This window comes from Peribacillus sp. P4_B1, from assembly GCF_056402395.1.
In genome coordinates this window covers 96,452-113,980 of sequence record NZ_JBFUHM010000011.1, presented here as the reverse complement: position 1 = coordinate 113,980, position 17,529 = coordinate 96,452, and the positions used below count along the sequence as shown (strand labels likewise).

At 38.3% G+C, this 17,529-nt stretch carries 18 protein-coding genes, 1 pseudogene and 1 riboswitch; of the genes and pseudogenes, 7 read left to right on the top strand and 12 right to left on the bottom strand.

Features of this window, described 5'->3' with window-relative positions; genetic code table 11:
- Positions 1-49: 49 nt before the first annotated feature.
- Complete coding sequence (locus tag AC1DVK_RS08935; protein WP_477626318.1) at positions 50-313, bottom strand: hypothetical protein; 264 nt, start codon at positions 311-313, stop codon at positions 50-52.
- A gap of 57 nt (positions 314-370) precedes the next feature.
- Between AC1DVK_RS08935 and AC1DVK_RS08930 the strand changes: the two genes are divergently transcribed.
- From AC1DVK_RS08930 to AC1DVK_RS08920, 3 genes are all read left to right on the top strand, one after another.
- Positions 371-577 carry a hypothetical protein gene (locus AC1DVK_RS08930; protein WP_477626317.1) on the top strand — a complete coding sequence of 69 codons (207 nt, stop codon included), beginning with the start codon at positions 371-373 and terminating at the stop codon, positions 575-577.
- Between the two features lie 278 nt (positions 578-855).
- A riboswitch (purine riboswitch) is annotated at positions 856-959 on the top strand.
- A gap of 171 nt (positions 960-1,130) precedes the next feature.
- Complete coding sequence (locus AC1DVK_RS08925) at positions 1,131-2,012, top strand: 5'-methylthioadenosine/S-adenosylhomocysteine nucleosidase (protein WP_477626316.1); 882 nt, start codon at positions 1,131-1,133, stop codon at positions 2,010-2,012.
- Positions 2,013-2,079: 67 nt separating this feature from the next.
- Complete coding sequence (locus AC1DVK_RS08920; protein ID WP_477626315.1) at positions 2,080-2,283, top strand: hypothetical protein; 204 nt, start codon at positions 2,080-2,082, stop codon at positions 2,281-2,283.
- 40 nt (positions 2,284-2,323) lie between these two features.
- Here the strand turns inward: AC1DVK_RS08920 and AC1DVK_RS08915 are convergent, their stop codons facing one another.
- The 7 genes from AC1DVK_RS08915 to AC1DVK_RS08885 form a co-directional block, all read right to left on the bottom strand.
- Positions 2,324-2,704 (bottom strand): hypothetical protein, encoded by a 381-nt coding sequence (locus tag AC1DVK_RS08915; protein ID WP_477626314.1) that lies wholly within the window; start codon positions 2,702-2,704, stop codon positions 2,324-2,326.
- A gap of 169 nt (positions 2,705-2,873) precedes the next feature.
- A complete protein-coding gene (locus AC1DVK_RS08910) occupies positions 2,874-3,599 on the bottom strand; it encodes a ZIP family metal transporter (RefSeq protein WP_477626313.1) in 726 nt (241 codons plus the stop codon).
- Between the two features lie 215 nt (positions 3,600-3,814).
- Entirely contained in the window at positions 3,815-4,141 is a 327-nt protein-coding gene (locus AC1DVK_RS08905) for a hypothetical protein (protein WP_435892157.1), read from the bottom strand.
- Positions 4,142-4,805: 664 nt separating this feature from the next.
- The gene (locus AC1DVK_RS08900; protein WP_477626312.1) at positions 4,806-6,890 is read right to left on the bottom strand and encodes a serine hydrolase domain-containing protein; all 2,085 of its coding nucleotides are present in this window, start codon (positions 6,888-6,890) and stop codon (positions 4,806-4,808) included.
- A gap of 93 nt (positions 6,891-6,983) precedes the next feature.
- Positions 6,984-8,153 carry a serine hydrolase domain-containing protein gene (locus AC1DVK_RS08895; protein ID WP_477626311.1) on the bottom strand — a complete coding sequence of 390 codons (1,170 nt, stop codon included), beginning with the start codon at positions 8,151-8,153 and terminating at the stop codon, positions 6,984-6,986.
- Between the two features lie 742 nt (positions 8,154-8,895).
- The gene (locus tag AC1DVK_RS08890) at positions 8,896-9,024 is read right to left on the bottom strand and encodes a hypothetical protein (protein ID WP_274606948.1); all 129 of its coding nucleotides are present in this window, start codon (positions 9,022-9,024) and stop codon (positions 8,896-8,898) included.
- A gap of 179 nt (positions 9,025-9,203) precedes the next feature.
- Positions 9,204-10,172 carry a hypothetical protein gene (locus AC1DVK_RS08885; RefSeq protein WP_477626310.1) on the bottom strand — a complete coding sequence of 323 codons (969 nt, stop codon included), beginning with the start codon at positions 10,170-10,172 and terminating at the stop codon, positions 9,204-9,206.
- Positions 10,173-10,312: 140 nt separating this feature from the next.
- Here AC1DVK_RS08885 and AC1DVK_RS08880 point away from each other — a divergent pair, with 140 nt between their 5' ends.
- Entirely contained in the window at positions 10,313-10,468 is a 156-nt protein-coding gene (locus tag AC1DVK_RS08880) for a hypothetical protein (RefSeq protein WP_477626309.1), read from the top strand.
- A gap of 619 nt (positions 10,469-11,087) precedes the next feature.
- Here AC1DVK_RS08880 and AC1DVK_RS08875 read toward each other — a convergent pair.
- Both AC1DVK_RS08875 and AC1DVK_RS08870 read right to left on the bottom strand, forming a co-directional pair.
- A complete protein-coding gene (locus tag AC1DVK_RS08875; protein WP_061463519.1) occupies positions 11,088-11,270 on the bottom strand; it encodes a hypothetical protein in 183 nt (60 codons plus the stop codon).
- A 140-nt stretch (positions 11,271-11,410) separates the two neighbouring features.
- Positions 11,411-11,509: an FbpB family small basic protein gene (locus AC1DVK_RS08870; protein ID WP_125163469.1), complete on the bottom strand. Its 99-nt coding sequence runs from the start codon at positions 11,507-11,509 to the stop codon at positions 11,411-11,413.
- Between the two features lie 281 nt (positions 11,510-11,790).
- Between AC1DVK_RS08870 and AC1DVK_RS08865 the strand changes: the two genes are divergently transcribed.
- Positions 11,791-12,243, top strand: a complete 453-nt coding sequence (locus AC1DVK_RS08865; RefSeq protein WP_061463520.1) for a hypothetical protein — start codon at positions 11,791-11,793, stop codon at positions 12,241-12,243.
- 13 nt (positions 12,244-12,256) lie between these two features.
- The gene (locus tag AC1DVK_RS08860) at positions 12,257-12,556 is read left to right on the top strand and encodes a DUF2653 family protein (protein ID WP_061463521.1); all 300 of its coding nucleotides are present in this window, start codon (positions 12,257-12,259) and stop codon (positions 12,554-12,556) included.
- Between the two features lie 167 nt (positions 12,557-12,723).
- On the opposite strand, the gene AC1DVK_RS08855 is transcribed toward AC1DVK_RS08860, so the two are convergent.
- Positions 12,724-14,057, bottom strand: a protein-coding gene (locus AC1DVK_RS08855; protein WP_477626308.1) for an IS3 family transposase whose coding sequence is annotated in 2 segments (ribosomal slippage) — positions 12,724-13,685 and positions 13,685-14,057 — 1,335 coding nt in all. Because the reading frame shifts where the segments join, the coding sequence is not laid out codon by codon here.
- 287 nt (positions 14,058-14,344) lie between these two features.
- Here AC1DVK_RS08855 and AC1DVK_RS08850 point away from each other — a divergent pair.
- Positions 14,345-15,774: pseudogene (locus AC1DVK_RS08850) on the top strand (IS4 family transposase).
- 323 nt (positions 15,775-16,097) lie between these two features.
- On the opposite strand, the gene AC1DVK_RS08845 reads toward AC1DVK_RS08850, so the two are convergent.
- A complete protein-coding gene (locus tag AC1DVK_RS08845; protein WP_410863788.1) occupies positions 16,098-17,408 on the bottom strand; it encodes a short-chain fatty acid transporter in 1,311 nt (436 codons plus the stop codon).
- Between the last annotated feature and the right edge of the window lie 121 nt (positions 17,409-17,529).

Genomic DNA, 17,529 nt, shown 5'->3' with positions numbered 1-17,529 from the left:
TGCACCTATTAGTCTTTGTATACTTTACGCTTCTTTTTTACGATGGAATTCAATTTCCGAAACCACCGCTTCGAAACAAAAACCCGATAAATTCAACGCCAATGTAATACACAATGCTAACTAAAATAGTAAAACCAAAAGACAGACTCCTCCATTTACCTTTTTCACTGAAATACGCTAAAAGCAGTGCTGAAATTGTTCCAACTATCATAATCGATCGAAAAACAGCTGTATTATCAATTAGCATGAAAACCCCAATCACCACTAAAGCAATTGATATTATAAAAGAATAAAAAGGGAAATACGCCTTCATAAATAACCTCCTCATCTGTAGTTATTTTATTAACTAAGGCTCTTTTCGTAAGGATTGTTGTTTTTAAAACGAAACTATTTAAGGTTGATTGGAGCGGAAGTGCGAGACTCCTGCGGGAGCAGCGGGACAGGTGAGACCCCACAGGCGTATAGGCCGAGGAGGCTCACCGCACGCACCAAGGAAAGCGAGCATCTGGAGGGGAAATCAACCACAACTCACTACCTGGTAAATAGCAACAAAGTATGTGAAAACAGCCTTAACTAAAAATCCCAAAATTCAGTATCTTTATTAATTCAACACAAAATCCCATTTTTTTAGTTAAATTCATCTGGGGATCACTATCGATTTGCAAAACTTTCAAACCGGATTTAAATGATTGTCTAAGAAATGATTTAAGACTTCACAATAAACCTTTAAATATGAAAAAAATCAACATTTACAAAGAGATCACTACCCCAAATACGAACATTAAATTATATTTATATTTTAATGTTCACTTTTTCATTGATTATCTATTATTTATTTGTTATATTAGCAAAGTAATAATCATACATATCATTACTCGTATATGCTCGGAAATATGGTCTGAGCGTTTCTACCTGGTTCCCAGTGAAAGAACTAGACTACGAGTTAAAGTATTCGGCTGCCCGCTTGAGCAGCTAATGATTTAGCATTATAATCATTTTGCTTAATCATCTATACTTTGACTATCGTAGGTCTAGAAGGCAGTAATCATTCTGCCGTTCTGGACCTTATTCTTTGACCGCAACTGCGAGTGTATCAAACAATCGAATAATATGTTTTAAGGAGAAATTATATGAGAAAAAACATGTTCAAAAAGTACACTATATTAGGAATCATTACATTACTTTTCGTGTCGGTGATTGCAGCATGCAGTTCTGCTTCCAAAAATGAAACGGTCGAAAAAAAGACTCAAAGGCCTATCATAATTCAAGGTCCAATGCCAATCGAAGCTGAAAATTTCGCGAAAAGGTTAAAAAATGTTAAAGAAGAAAAATCAGGAGATTTTGTATTTTACATTGGAACTTTAGACAATTACCCTGTAATCGTGGCGAAAACAGGTAAAGGGATGGAAAACACAGCTGCCGCTACAGCATTGGCCATTGAAAGATATAACCCTATTGCTATCATCAATCAAGGGACATCAGGCGGACATGATCCAAGCTTAAACGTTTTTGATATTGTTTTAGGAAAAAGAACGGTAAACCTAGGTTCATTAAAAACAGCAGATAAAACTGAAAACCAAGGAATTGATCCAACCATTTGGAAACCGATGGACCTAATGGCTTCTGAAGGAAGTGCAGGAGAAGATCCTAACGCTGAAAAACCACACTTCTACGAGGGAGATAAGGATTTACTCGCAGCTGCTCATGCAGTTAAAGATACCTACACAAAAGGTAAGGTTGTCGATGGTACTATCGGTTCTGCAGACGTTTGGAATAATGAAGTGGATCGGATTAAGTGGTTCCATACGAAATATGGTACATCTGTTGAAGAAATGGAAGGAGCTGCGGCTGCCCAAATCGCCAAAGCTTACGATGTTCCCTTCTTAGGTATACGAGTGCTATCCAATAATAAAGTGAATGGCGGTAAATATAACCCGAATACAGCAGCGGCCAATCAAGAATATGTTTATGAAGTAGTCAAAGAATATATCTCTACGATGCCAAGCAAATAAGGCCGGACTCGAAGCATTGGTCAGCTATCCCTATAGTGAAATAAAAAGGCTCTTTTCGTGAAGATTGTTGTTTTTAAAACGAAACTATTTAAGGTTGATTGGAGCGGAAGTGCGAGACTCCTGCGGGATCAGCGGGACAGGTGAGACCCCACAGGCGTTTACGCCGAGGAGGCTCACCGCCTGCACCAAGGAAAGCGAGCATCTGGAGGGGAAATCAACCACAACTCACTACCTGGTAAATAGCAACAAAGTATGTGAAAACAGCCAATAAAAAAGAGCACATATTATATAAGATAATATGTGCTCTTCTTTTATTCGCGGAAGACTGTGCTCGATTCTTCCTCCTTGCAAAATAATAAGCTGAGGCTATTCAATGTGTAAAGTCTGGCGGTAAAAATGAATAAGTCACTGTAGTTGTTTTCAACGTACTCTTCAATGATCCCCATCCCTTTCCTGAATCTATCAACTAATAAATGCGTGTAGTTTTCATCCCATGTAAACCGATTGATTCGTTTAAGTTCATCTGCCAATACTTGAAACTTAAACTCCTCAACAAGAAGTTTTAATTGATACAATTTATCTCTATTTAAACAAAGGCAATTGTTTTTATTTTCATGATTTTCACGGACGAATTCAATAAACCCCATTATATTTTTAGCTAACATATTCGCTATTTGCATCTCGAAGTTCATTTCTAACATCTCCTCAATATCTAAAATCTATATGAAGAGTGTATGATTTGAAATGGTATTTTAACACCAACAATTCTTCTTTAAAGCTAGATTTCCTTATTTTGCGGAATTCTTTCTATGATAGATTTTCCCCCTTTCCTTCCAAGGGGACAATCTCAGCTTTTCGTCATTACATCGAATCCAGAACCAAAGAGATAAGCAGACCTGCCGCGGTGAATATGCCCGTGATCGGCCCTCCGTCTTCATATGCTTCAGGCATCATCGTTGAAGCGATCATGGCGATGATTCCGCCGCCTGCAAAGGCTGCCATCGCTGCCAGGATATATTCCGGGGCATGATCGAGGAATAGATAGCCGGACATCGAGGATAGTGCCGAAATGAGCAGTACGGATAACCACAGCAGCATGATTTTCTTCTTGGAATAGTCACTTTTGAGCAGACCTGTTGTACTTGAGAGCCCCTCCGGAATATTACTGATGAAGATGGCAATGACCAATAGCCAGCTTACCGAGCCACCGCTTATTAAGCTTGCACCAATCATGATCGACTCCGGTATGGCATCCATCACCGTCCCAATAAAAATGGCCAGGCCCGCTTCTTTCGAAGAGCCATTATTGGACCGTTTCCTTTTAACCGCACCTTTTTTGGAAACAAGAAAATCCAAGCCAGTAAACACGGCGGCTCCTGCTATGAATCCGATTGCAGTCGGCCAGATTCCTCCATCACGCACCGAATCTGCAAGCAGCTCATATGCTGCCGCACCAATCAATACGCCCGTTCCGAATGCCATAATATAGCCAATGATGTTTTTCTTTATCGGAATGAAGATGGCTGCAAGTGCGCCAAGCAAGACAGCAGAACCTGAAACTCCTCCCCAAAAAAACGCATTCCACATCTTATCCCCCCATTTCCTTTTTATAGGTAAGTACCCGGGTTGAAGATAGGGTAAACGGGGTCAGGATAAAGATACGGTTAGCGCGCTTTTTGCAAATGGCCTCAAAAAAAAGCAGTTATATTCCCTGCCATAGTAAAAGAGTATGAAAAGAATAGTAGAGCCTTTTCCGTTATCCTGCCTCCACTATTCATCAAAAGAGGCCCTGCATAAATGCCTCATATTACTGATATTTGAGGTTTTCCTTCTTCTTTATCACTAACCTTTTCAATTTTATCAACAAACATTTGGAAAACCTTTCTCTTTTCTTCCAGCTCTTTTATGGATTCTTTCAATTCGTTCAATTTTTGTTCAAAAGGTTTATGATACTGCTCACGGATGTTTCGAATTATTTCATCATTTATAGTGGATTGTACAACTTGTTTGGTAATATTGAATTTATAGGAATATACCTGAAGGTCGCGCTTAACTTCTTCATACTCTTTTTCTATCCCACTTAGCACATCACTAATTTCTTCATTCCATTCAACTAACGCTTTTTTCACATGATCCTCCAACTTTGCTCCCCCTCTTTAACTAACAAAAAATCCATCTCCATAAAAACTTATTTTATCAAAAGTTCATTTCGGTTTCTTTTCGGCTTGGTTACTTAACAAATAAGTTTTATTAAAAACAGATAACAGCCTGCAGCGAGTTAGAAACACTTTTTAAAAATCACATAGAATATAGCCTGACATGTCACTTTAGTCAATAATTTGCGCTTATTTTATGTGCTATTTTGCACATTCAGCTTTAAAACCCAGGCTACCTGTATTTTTTAATGACGATAAAGAGGTTTATGTTAACTAACTTGTTTTTTATTAAAATTGCATATCTATAGGCTAGTACCTGACTATAAATTACAAATAATGAAGGTTTATATTACTGAAGCATCATCACTTTTGTATTAGGGGTAAAGACACATGCCCATCAAGCTAAGAAAACAGGTCACCCCCGAAACGATAAAGGTTACAATAAGTGCTCACCGAGAAAATGAGTGGAGCAAAAGATGATCGCCCAGAACTGGTATGCTAGCTGTTCTTGCAGAGTTTGAGCGTGATATTATTCGTGGAAACCCTCTTTGTAAAGATAATGCTAAATACAAACAAAACCAGCAAAACACCTTTTCTGTGTCGTACTGGTTTTGTTGAAGTCCATCTTGAATTGTAGCTAGTTCAACGTGATTGCAAATTCCGAGTTCGGCGCTCCAGCAAATACAACCGTTCCGTTCTTCGGCAGTTTTACTTTGTTATTGCCGCTCACAATGGTAAAATCGACGCATACTCCCTTCTCATCATACACCGCGAACGAACCCTTCGATGGCAACGTCACGGTCATCGTTTTCTCGGCTGCCGATTGCGGGATCGTAAACCATTTCGCATGCCCATTTGCTTGCAGCGTAACTTTAGATGATTGCCCTACATCAAGTGGTTTTACGTTAGTTCCACTTACGTATAACAACCCGGCCATCTCCATAAATTCATTGCCACCTTCTGTATAGAAATGGGTTTCCGTCGTATCACGACCATTCATCACGGGGATCTGGAGCTGATGCGCCGCGGTGTCCGGACCTGTAATTTTTCTGCCATCCCAATAGCCTTCCAGGCCTTCCTTGCGAGTAATCTGTGTGGTAATAAGTTTCGGTTGTACGAGATATTCAATAGAACTAAATTTCTCGTTCACAAGATAGAACTTGACGCCTTCCCGCTTTGCCCATGCAGCAGCGGTTTTCTTCGATAGCACGTTTTCTTCTAGTTTTTCAGCTAAATAGTGAGTCATCACACTTTGCCCTAAGCTTGGCTGCGATTGATATGTGCTCTCCCTCAAATAAGTTCTTCCATTCTTTTCGGTCACGAAGTTGAGCTTGGAAGTACCCTTCTCATTAATAAAGCTTCCATCCGCAGTATATACATATTTTTCTTCTCGATTAGATGGTAAGAACAGTTCTCCATTCTTCGTAATTTCAATTTTGAAATGAGTTTCGCTATTGCCATAAAAGCCCGCTTTCTTTGTCACATTTTGAGGCATCTTGACCTTGACCGGCTTGCCAAAGGATTTGTTCGGCTTGATGTCCTTAATAGTACCGTTCTCTTTAAGCACGGCGAGCAGCAATTCAGTCGCCATCAGTTGATTTGTAGAACTCCGTCCACCGGATGACAACACAACTGCTGCCATTTTCTGTTCCGGAAGCACGACCAGTATAGCATGTTGCAGTGACGTGTCGCCGCCCTTAGCCAAAGCTTTTATCCCATATTCACTGAATGGGTATAGTTTCACACTATCCCAGCCAAGACCATAGTTAAAAATATTATCTCCATCCCCCGGCCACATCCCTTTTTTATATTCCTCTTGCTCCATTGCCTTGACTACTTTATCAGAGAGGATCCCTTTTCCCTGTCCCATAAATAGTTGTGAGAATCTTACCATATCTTCTGCCGTGGAAGAGATCCCTCCCGTACCAATCACATTCACTGCTTCAATTGGAAGCTGCCCTTGGTACGCCGGAAAATAAAGTCCAGCCCGCTTCTCGTCTCTCCATTTGTCCTGCGGCGTTTTTGTATGATTCATCTTTAAAGGTTCTGTAAGCCGTTGATGTAGAAATTCTGTAAAGCTCATACCGCTGACTCTTTCCACTAAAATTTCGGCCAGTGTAAAGCCATCGTTGCAGTATACCGAGAACGAGCCTGGGTCCGCTTTCAGGCTCTGGTTCGACAATTGCTGCAACAAGGTATCATGGGCATAGGTATCATTATCGTTAAATAAAAATGCATTACTTAACGTGGAACCTTGCAAGCCAGAGGAGTGATTCAACAACATACGCGGCGTAATGCGTTTGTACCGCTCATCTTTCATCTTAAAATCAGGAACATAGTTGACGACAGGAGCATCCAAATCGACTTTTCCTTCGTCGACTAATTTCATTACGGCCGCTGTTGCATACATTTTACTGACTGAACCAATCCCGTATAGAGTATCTTTGGTTAACCGCTGTTCCCCTTCCATATCGTTCTTGCCAGCCTGCCCTGACAAAATAAGTTTGYCATTATCAATTAGCGCATACTGCACGCTAGTCGCCCCATGGGACTTCGTGAGTAGCGCAGCCTTCTCTGCTGCAATCTTCTTCAGTTCTTGGCTAGCTACTTCTTCAATAGTTATAACTGTAGTCTTACTGTCAGAAAATGCTTTCGCCCCTGTTGGTAGGATCATAGTTAGCGCTAATACAGCGGCTAACACACCAGTTAGCTTATTTTTCATGAGGAAATTGCCTCCTTAGATAAGTGATCGATTTCATCATTTATTTGTTTAGCTATTAGAATATGATAAAATTTATCCGTTCTTACTTTTGACCTACTTGCTAAATTCAGCAAGTAAAATATTTTTAAAAGGATTAGGACTGTCAGCGCTACCCAAACTGTTCCAATTGACAGCCAACGTATGCTTGCCTCCAAGTGTACCCCCAACAAGAGTAGTAAACCCTAGAATGCCACCTGTGTGTCCCCATATCGAGACACCGTTYGGAAGCTTAGTTTCATAGATTCCAAGACCATATCCATCGATTCCTTCTTTTCCTGTAGGGACTGTAGTAAGCATTTGTTTTAGTTGTTGTTCTTTCAGTAATTTGCCACCGAGCAAGTAAGAGAAGAATTTGTTTAAGTCGTCAGCAGTAGAAATCATATCTCCAGCAGAGCTACCTGCACTTGGGTTATAATAAGTAACGTCTTTTAGCTCACTTGTTCCGTCTAGTTGGACATATCCACGGGCATGGTTGGTGCCTGGAATAACGCTTGAATTGCCAGGTAGGAATGTATTCGACAATTCAAGTGGTTCAATAATCCGATTTTCAATCTCTTCCGCGTAGCTGTTTCCGGTTACTTTTTCAATAAGAATACCCAGTAATACGTATCCTGTGTTTGAATAGGACCAGCCCTCTCCTGGGTCAAAGTCTGGAGGCAGAGAAACCCCCATCTTCACTAACTCTTCAGCCGTATATGATTTTTTTGTATCCGTAAAATCAGCGTCTTTTGACCTTGAGTATTCAGCGATACCACTTGTATGGTTCAATATCTGCCGGATGGTAATCTTGTTACCATCATATCCATTTCCTTGAATGGCACCAGGCAACCATTTTTCGATGGAGTCGTCTAGATTCAGGCGGTTCTCTCCAGCTAATTGAAGTACAACTGTTGCGGTGAACGTCTTCGTCACACTGCCAATGCGAAAGCGAAAATCTGTTTTCATTGGTTTTTTGGTTCTCAGATCCGCTATCCCAGCGGCATAACCCCACGTTTTTCCACGCTCAGAAGTTTTAGCAAGTATCCCCGGGTATCCAAATTGCAATGTATCCCGCATTGCTTCCTTGACGGAATTACGATCTCGTTGGTTGCTTGTTTGTAATGAACTAGATACATTTTGAGTGGGCTCTGCTTTTACAATTGAGGTTGGCGTTGTATATAACAGGGAACTTCCAGCTATTAAAAGGGCCAGACTTGCAAATGTAATTTGCCTACGTATTTTCATAAGGCATTCCTCTCCTCTATTAATATTGTATAGGTGGTTGCTTACTGTTCCTTACCTCCTGACAAGGCTTAGGGAAAAGGCCCTCACTCATATAGATTAAAGCCCCAGTACAAAGGTATCTATCAATATCAACAATTTGAGCCATTTATCTACACCCCTTCTATAACAAAATTATTTAAAGGTATGAAAGCATATTATGTATCCTTAGTTATTGCTAGATTAACGCAACATGAGACATACCCACCAACCCATATTTTACCTTATTTATCCATAATATGCATTAAGAAAGAATGTAAATTCGAATCATTTCCGTACCCAAACTATTGATCGTCGTCTCTTTCACCAATTATAATTAGATATTTAGAATTTCATTATAAAAAACTGTAAAAAAAATAACCAATCCCTTAACATATAGGAAGCGGTTGAAAAATGTGTCTAAACGTACAATTTTCTTTTTTTGATAGGGTGACCCTACCGCCAGCAAGCTAAGGTTTTGAAGTACCCCCAGAACGAAATTTTGGAATTTCTTGTAACTAATAAGCTCAATTTATCGTTTTGGGAGTGACCTATTTTCTTGGCTTGATGGGCATGTGGGTGCACCCCATAGCCATCAAGCTAAGAAGAATGAATACCCCCAAAATGAAAATTTTAAGTTGCTTTTCCTAGAAACCTCTTAGTTTTTCATCTTGGGGGACTTGAAAAATATTAACTTGATGGGCATGTGGCTGTACCCCGTAATTGATTATGTAAATCTATTCTCTTTCCCAGACACCCCAGCGATGGTGTTTCCGAAGATGATACAGTCTAGTAATACAACAAGTGTGCTGAAGATGATTTTAAGACCTTCTGGCGTGAAAAATAGATGTTTCATAAACACCACTCCCTTTTCAAAATTTTTCGCTAGGATGCTTGTCTGGACAGCATCTGGGAGCAGAGCCTGGGGAAAAGAACAGTAACATTTAGAGAAAAGTTTCACAATAGAACTTAATCCAGAGTATATAAAAATAGCTGAATAAAAACAGAGTTTGATTACAAAAACTCTGTTTTTATTTAAATTTTTTTAATAATATGCTTAGGCAGTTGCTTAAATGAGCCATCTTCATTATTTAAGTAACTCATGACATGATCAGGTGGAAAATAAATATCTTCGAACCGAAGAGTGGGATACGCACTCCAGATATGCGCTAAACCACGTGCATATAGTTCCTGTGACCAATCTTCAAATACACCTCCAGAAGGCTGAATGACTTGAACAACTCGTTCATTATCCGTTTCAATAGTCATATACCGGGGAGGGTAAATTGCTAAAAGTTGCTTGTAATTGATTTTGGCATAAATCTCCTTTAACTGGATGGGATGAAGAGTTTTATCTTTGTACTTATCAAAATAATTTTTGCCAAATTCAGATTGAACGCCTGAATCCTCGATACATAGAATAAAGCCAATATCGTTCATTTTCATTCCAAAAACGGTAGAAAAATAGCTATCAAAGTAATTGAAGTTTGATTCATCCCAATCCTCATCCCCATATTCATACATTTTAAAGATGAAAATTGAATAAGGTTTTACGGGGACGTATTGAGTTGGGAACCTAATACCCTGTAGTAACATATGTAATGTTTGGAATTTTCCCATCGTTTCAGGACTCATAATCGTTCCAGCCATCGGGTCCCTTCGATCGATATTGAGGGACAATTCCTTGAAGAACAGACCGTATAGGATTTTGGCAGCCCAGTAAAAGATTTTGTCTTGATCCAACTGTATAAATGAATCATAACCGCCATCTACGGCTTTCGTTAATTCGTTTTCCAGTTGAGATAAATGTTCATTGTTGCACGTATTGCAGCAGGGGATTTTTAGCATCCGATAGGGAATCTTCGTCCCATTTAATAATGTGATGGTTTCATTCCAAAGGTTAAATTTGTGCTGTAGCCATTTTGGAAAGATGTGTTCGTCTGTGTTTTTTGTCAGCTCCTCGCTGCACAAAAAGCAATGGTTTTGGGAAAGGCGCATATCCATTGGCAATCACAACCTTTATATTTATATATTAAACCTTCTCAATTTTACCATAATTAACAAAATATCAAGGTAAAAAGACTCGTGAAAAAAACTCCGACCAGAATGTATCGGCGTAACTTTGTGATGAAGTATCCGCTGCCGTGGTAAAAAAACTGGAACAAAATGAAAATCAGCTTTTATTAATGGCTAAAGAAGAAGTGGAAACCACTAAAAAAGAAGAGGCTGCTGCTAAAGAGGAAATAGAAGCAATTAAAGCAGAAAAAAAAGGCTTCCTCTCTCGACTTTTCGGAAAGTGAGGAAGAAGCTCGCAAGCTCTTTTTCTATGCCCAAATGAAAAAGGAGTATGACCAACTCTGTATAGTTTGTCATACCCTTATTATACAAGAATTACCTCACCAGATAAAACCTTAACCCCCGGCTAGTCACCGGGGGTTTATTAATCTATATTCTAACGAGGTTCATTTCTTTTATTATATTCCTCATATTCTTTCTTCTGGCCGTCATTGAAAGCTTTTACCTGGGGTAGCACCACATCGCCATTAAGCTAACAACATAAATTAATAGAGCCAAATAATATTGATTCAAAACTACCCAGTACTGGGAAATTAGGCATGTCAAAGAAACCTTGAAAAAAGCGATATTTTTTGCTAGGCAGCTTGTCTATCCTTCACCGTCGTTTGATACACAACCCCAAGAATATCAAAGACAGTCATCTTCTGTTGATTTAATGTGAAGAGCGATTAATGGAATCTCATCATAAAACATACATAGATGGAGGGAGATGAATTAAATAAAAAGAGAGTAAATCATCTTTTTTATTTGTTTGTCCTGAGAGAAAGTATTGATCATAGATAGGGGGTTCTGACGTAAAAGTGTTAAAATGTTGAAACAGCACCCCTGAACGGGTGCTGTGAATTAAACTAGTTCATCGTTCTGTTTTTTTAGGAACTTGTTTTCCAACTCTAATTGCTTCATTCGTCGTTGTAATCCTAAATTCTCTAAGTCTTTTTCTAACTCAGATGATAAATCAGTTCGTTCTTTAGCATTCTCCATTTGTTCTCTAGTAGTTGCAAACCTCTTTTGTTCTTTTGAATTCATATTAACAGCCCCTTTCCCGTTGACTTTCTAGGTTCGATATAGCAGGTGGGAAATCCTGCAAAAAACACATTTACCTAGGAATGCAACCGCATTACCACAAAAAAAAACATCCGTTTAGATAGGATGTTTTTATTCTACTCTTATTTCGTTTTCATCTTTATAGTCTGCCCCTGGCGAGCTTCAATTTTTTCCATGACCTTTTTATCTCCTAATATTTTATGTCTGTTTTCATTGACCAGGCTTTGAAAAGGAGGGGTAACTTTCTCGTAATGGCACTTCTTTCTTACTGTTTAGTTTAGTACTTAAACAAGTATCATTATAACGTTTAATTGAAAATCTTTTTACTTTTCTTAATCATTTATATTCACCCTAAAATTCACCTTAAAATTACATTAAAAATAGATGAAATTAGTAGAAATCTATAAATTAAGTGGTATAGTAACATCAAAATAAGCCTTCTAGGAAAGAAACTTTATTAAAAATTGGCTATATTAGATTAATAAAGACAGGAGTAATTGTAATGAAAAAATTGACCTTAATTTTTGTATTAATATTTGCAATAGCTTTACCAAATGTTGCTCAGGCAAAAGGATTTAGTGGTCATAGTTCTTTCAGTCACAGTTCTTCGTTCAGTTCTCATTCAAGTAGGGGCACATATTCAAGTGGAACTTATCATTCTGGATATAAGTCCCCATCAAGCAACGTTACAAGAACGCCATTACGTTCTAACTCTCACACGACTTATAACCAGACCCCACCTTCACGAACAAAAAGTATACTGACTCATGCTGCAGCGTTTGGAACGGGGGCACTTTTAGGCCATATGCTTCATCCATTTGGAGGAAATTATAATGGTGCATATGGAAGTAATGCTTCAAATGGATTTTCCTTTTTGGGAATTCTTGTGGATATACTTTTGATTTTAGTCATCATCTGGGTAATTAAAAACATCTTTACAAGAAGAAGATATTAAGGAGAAATTTAAGATGGAAGTACTATTTAATGAACAAGATCTTGTGGATAGTATTTGTATTTATATTGCGGTAAAAGAAAGCATCGAACCTCAACAGGTAGAAGTAGATTTGGAATTTCACCCTTCTCTTGGGCTCGCTGCTTCTACTTTAGCATTAGGACGTGCCACACGATTGTATGAACAAGACATCATTGATGCTGTTGCAGTATACTTACAGGACTATCATCAGTTCGTTGCTGATCATTTACAAGTTAATTTATCCTTTTCTGAAAAGGATGGATTTACTGCATCTATCCAAGTATTAAATAATTAGTAATTAGTTTCGACAAGAAACTTCCGGACATTTGTGTACAGGAATTAATAGGTTCTCTCATTATAATTTTGATTCATTATAAAAAGACATATATAAATGTAAAATAAAAAGAAGCCTTAATCTTTATATGAACTGTGCCCCATTTTACGGACAGTATAAAAAAGTGCCTAAGCAGCTAATAAATGGTCCCGGTATTGTACCGGGGCCATTTTCCTTAGCCCCCATTGATAACGATGTTCATTATATTCTTCAATAACTCGATCAATTTCTTCCTTCACATCCGTTAAATTAGTACATGTTTTATATTCTGCCAAATCCTTAAAGTGGCCAAAGAAACTTTCCATTGGCGCATTATCCCAACAGTTTCCCTTGCGGGACATGGATTGGGTTATCCCAAGTTCCTTCACTTTGCGTTGAAATAGCGGATGGGTGTAATGGAACCCCTGGTCAGAATGAAGGATTGCACTCGGATGGAACTCGTGACACACAGCCTGCTTTAGCTTATTTAAAGTCTCGTAAACGATATCCATTTCTAATGAAGTAGATAAATGGTACGTAACGATTTCTTTTGTGGCGGCATCTTTTACGCAGGATAAATACGCTTTTTGGCCTTTCCCATAATAAAGATAGGTAATGTCAGTAAGCAGGACCTTCCCTGGCACCTCCTGATTGAATTCACGATTAAGGAGGTTTGGACAAGTAAGGTGCTCCTTGGTTGCCTTGGCCATCTTCCGATACGGGTTGGCCCTTCTGATTTTCGCTAGGAGATTATATTTTGTCATCAACCGTCTGATTTTCTTATGATTCATGACGGCCGAGTAGTCATTCTCCATAATCATTTTGATTTGGAGGGCGCCTACTTTTTCCTTTTTACTGATGAAAATATTTCTGATCAATTCTATGTCCAATTCATCCTGTTCTTCACGAAGCTCACGGTAAGGAGCTGCCTTTAACCAATCATAGTAGCCACTTCGACTTACACCAGCCAATTTGCATAGATAAGAAACAGCCTTCTTTAATTGGTGTATTCTGATCGTCCTTTCAATCAGATAGAACTTCTCAGCAGCAGTTAGAATCATTTCTTTTTCAGAGCCTGCCTTTCTAGCTCTTCCAGCTTTTTTAGGAAGTCATTTTCTGCTTCAAGCAATTTGATTCTCGCCTCGGCCTTCCTAAGTTGATCTTCTACAGACTGTGGCTTGGAAGTGGGGCGTCCTGTACTTCCTTTTCCACGGCGTTCCGTAAGGAAGCCTTCCTCACCAAACCTTTCAAAGGTACTACGCCAGCGCTGTAGACAACGTTTGGGTTGTTTCTTTCCAATTATTTCGAGATTAATTCCCTGGTCAATGAAAATTTGAGAGGGGGCTTTCCCCTTTTTATATTCCTTAACAGCTTTTGTTTTAAATTCCGGACTATAGGAAATAGATCGCTCGGAAGCACTAATGATATTTGGATTCTTTTCAAGTTCTTTAATCTGAAATTCAGTATATATATTCTTACTCATAGAAACCCTCCGTCCATACTCATTACATCTATTGAAACATAAAAAAACCCGGATAAGGGACACTTTTTTATGTGTGTCCGTTATCCGGGGTATAGTTCAATATAACAAGGCTTCTTTTTAATGAGCTTCTCCTATAATTATAGTGTTTTTTATTAAGATACAGATTTAAGTTCCTTTGCTAAATGGGGTACAGCCACATCGCCATCAAGCTAAGGTGAATTTGTATCATCATAACGAAAAAAGCGCTATTCTTTTTGTAGAAATATACAGGAAGRATGGCGTTTTCTATGAGTTTTTCTGTTTCAGACGAAATGAATCTCTTTTCTCAAGAACTTCAAAACTACTTATCTCCRTCTTCTCTACAACAATTAGCTAAAAAAGTTGGGTTTGTTCAACGTACAAGTAAATATCAAGCACAAGAATTAATTGCTTTATGTGTATGGCTTAGTCAACAGGTCGCGAGTACACCACTCACACAATTGTGTAGCCGTCTCGAAGCATCTACAGGTGTCCTCATGAGCCCTGAAGGGCTTAATCAACGATTTAATGGTTCAGCCGTACAGTTTCTTCAACAAGTTCTAGCTAATCTTCTAACTCAAAGAATTCATTCAACACAAGAAATACTTCATCCATACTCCACGACTTTTAAACGTATTCGGATCCTAGATTCTACAACATTTCAACTTCCAGATAAGTTTGCTTCACATTATCAAGGTTCTGGCGTAAGTAGCCATACCGCAGGTGTTAAAATCCAACTTGAATATGACTTATTGAGTGGGAAGTTCCTCCACGTTTATGTAGGAGAAGGGAGAGAAAATGATAAAACCTTCGGTTCCACGAGTCTACTAACCATTCAACCGAAAGACTTATACATAAGGGATTTAGGGTATTTCGACTTACACGACTTACAGAAAATGAATGATGAAGGTGCTTACTATGTCTCACGTTTGAAGTTGAATTCTCGTATATATCGTAAGAATGATGAACCAGAGTTTTTTCGAAATGGGACTGTGAAGAAAGGTACTCTCTTTATTCAGTTAGACACGGAAGAGCTTATGAATCAATTACGACCTGGTCAAACACTTGAAATTTCAGAAGCATACATTGGGCTGTATCAAAAACTACCCGCCCGAGTGATTATTCATCGACTAACTGAGGTACAAACAGAGAAAAGATTGAAAGAACAAGCAAAAAAAGAAAAGAAGAAGGGCATTATCTATAGAGACCGAAGCAACGATTAAGTGGAATGAACGTATATATTACAAATCTTTCTTTAGAAGACGTTCCAACGGAACATATTCATGAACTGTATTCGTTACGTTGGCAGATTGAAATTCTATTTAAGACATGGAAATCTTTCTTTCAAATTGACAAGTGCAAAGAGATTAAGAGGGAACGCTTAGAGTGTCACTTGTATGGGCAACTTATTAGCATTTTACTCTGTTCATCTACGATGTTTAGAATGCGTCAGTTACTTTTAGATAAGAAAAAGAAGGAGTTAAGTGAATATAAATCCATCTATATAATAAAAGACTATTATTTATTGTTTTATCAAGGATTACAAAAGGACGCCAAAGAATTATCAAAAATTTTTCTACGTCTGTTTCACCTTTTGGAGAAAAACGGACGGAAATGTCATCGTTATAACAAGAAAACGGTCTTTGATATCTTAGGTATTGTGTATGATTGTACGTCACAAAAACTTAAAGCTGCCTAATATTTTTTAAAAAAACCTATTTGATGGTTTTTTTGTCATGCGCATTTTTAGTGTTACCATAGCAAATTAAAGAGAACACACTTTTATATTATCTCTTGTGCGCTTAGCTTGATGGGCATGTGGGTGCACCCCTGTATAGAAAAAGTTCACATTATATTTAATAGAGGAATTAAAAAGTTTTATTCGTGTCTTAACGTTGTAAATCCACATTTTCCTGACAACACTACAAAAAGTAAAAGAGCTATTCAAATTTAACTAGTTGAATAGCTCCTTTATTTTTCATTCATTATCATCCTAAATACTGTCTAATCTAAAAATCCTTTTTAGAAAAACAAGAGTCCTAGTGAAATAACAATACCACTTACAAAAAGAGTCAATACACAGTAACCCATAATATCTTTTGCCTTTAGACCAGCAATAGCAAGAGCAGGGAGTGCCCAGAATGGTTGGATTAGATTAGTCCATGCATCTCCCCAGGCAACCGCCATAGCCGTTTTTGGAATGGATACATCAAGTGCTATCGCTGCATCCAGCATGACAGGAGCTTGAACCGCCCATTGACCTCCACCAGAAGGTATGAAAATATTGACCAATCCTGCACTTAAAAACGCAAATAACGGGAATGTAAATTCATTAGATATTGAAACGAAACCATTAGATATAACAGTAGCTAAACCTGATGCTGTCATCATACCCATAATCCCCGCATAAAAAGGGAATTGGATGATGATCCCACTCGCTCCTTTTACTGCATTAACAACAGCCTCTAAAAAGTGTTTCGGAGTACCATGAAAGAGAATTCCTAAAAATAAGAATAAGAAATTAACAATATCAAGATTTAGTTTAAAACCGTTAAGTACAAAATAATAGAAAAGAAAAACAATCCCTAATATCCCAATTGATAGAGAGATAATCCGGCTATTCTCAAGTCTCTCAGCAGGAGTCAAATCCTCTTTTTCAATAGTAGCTGCCTGGACATCATCCTCTAGGAGAGCAAGATCTACAGTCACTGTTTGTTCCTTTGAAGGCATCATGAATCGATTAACTAATGGAACGATTATGATTAAAGCTATAACAATAAAAAGATTAAAACTAGAAAATATCGTTTCACTTGTTGGGATAATACCAATTAAATCTTCGGAAAAGTGGCCTGGAGTAGCAATAGTCAATGGAGTTGATCCAGATATTCCACCATGCCAGATGAGAAATCCAGAATAAGCACTCGCAATTAAAAGGCGATAATCAACATTTTCTACTTTTTTCGCTAATTCTTTAGCGAACAAAGCCCCAATAACAAGTCCGAATCCCCAGTTTATCCAGCTTGCTACGAGAGAAACGACACTTACAATAATAATTGCCTGACCTGGAGATTTAGCCATAGATGCAAGAGCACCTAATCCCCTTTTAAAAATTCTGCTACTAGCTAATACATGTCCAGTTACTAAAACAAGAACCATCTGCATAGCAAAAAGAAGCAATCCCCAAAATCCATTTCCCCAATGCTGAGCCATCTGATAAGGCCCGCTATCGGTGAAAATAAGTCCCAATCCAAACACAACAAAAGTTAAAATAATAACAAATATAAATGGATCGGGTAAATATCTCTGCATGACACGATTAAAAAAGGCTACCATTACTTTCAACTTTTTATCCTCCTTTTTAAAATCAACCCCCCTTTGTAATTTCTACAACTATTAACATATTCCTCTATTAGGGATCCTGCCAGGCGGAACCACATGCCCATCAAGCTACAAC

What these genes read in the sequence shown, in the direction of transcription:
- AC1DVK_RS08910 (WP_477626313.1), bottom strand. Translation starts at nt 3,599, where the DNA reads ATGTGGAATGCGTTTTTTTGGGGAGGAGTTTCAGGTTCTGCTGTCTTG.
- AC1DVK_RS08925 (WP_477626316.1), top strand. Translation starts at nt 1,131, where the DNA reads ATGAGAAAAAACATGTTCAAAAAGTACACTATATTAGGAATCATTACA.
- AC1DVK_RS08845 (WP_410863788.1), bottom strand. Translation starts at nt 17,408, where the DNA reads ATGGTAGCCTTTTTTAATCGTGTCATGCAGAGATATTTACCCGATCCA.
- AC1DVK_RS08865 (WP_061463520.1), top strand. Translation starts at nt 11,791, where the DNA reads ATGAAAAAATTGACCTTAATTTTTGTATTAATATTTGCAATAGCTTTA.
- AC1DVK_RS08915 (WP_477626314.1), bottom strand. Translation starts at nt 2,704, where the DNA reads ATGAACTTCGAGATGCAAATAGCGAATATGTTAGCTAAAAATATAATG.
- AC1DVK_RS08935 (WP_477626318.1), bottom strand. Translation starts at nt 313, where the DNA reads ATGAAGGCGTATTTCCCTTTTTATTCTTTTATAATATCAATTGCTTTA.
- AC1DVK_RS08885 (WP_477626310.1), bottom strand. Translation starts at nt 10,172, where the DNA reads ATGGATATGCGCCTTTCCCAAAACCATTGCTTTTTGTGCAGCGAGGAG.
- AC1DVK_RS08875 (WP_061463519.1), bottom strand. Translation starts at nt 11,270, where the DNA reads ATGAATTCAAAAGAACAAAAGAGGTTTGCAACTACTAGAGAACAAATG.
- AC1DVK_RS08890 (WP_274606948.1), bottom strand. Translation starts at nt 9,024, where the DNA reads ATGAAACATCTATTTTTCACGCCAGAAGGTCTTAAAATCATCTTCAGC.
- AC1DVK_RS08860 (WP_061463521.1), top strand. Translation starts at nt 12,257, where the DNA reads ATGGAAGTACTATTTAATGAACAAGATCTTGTGGATAGTATTTGTATT.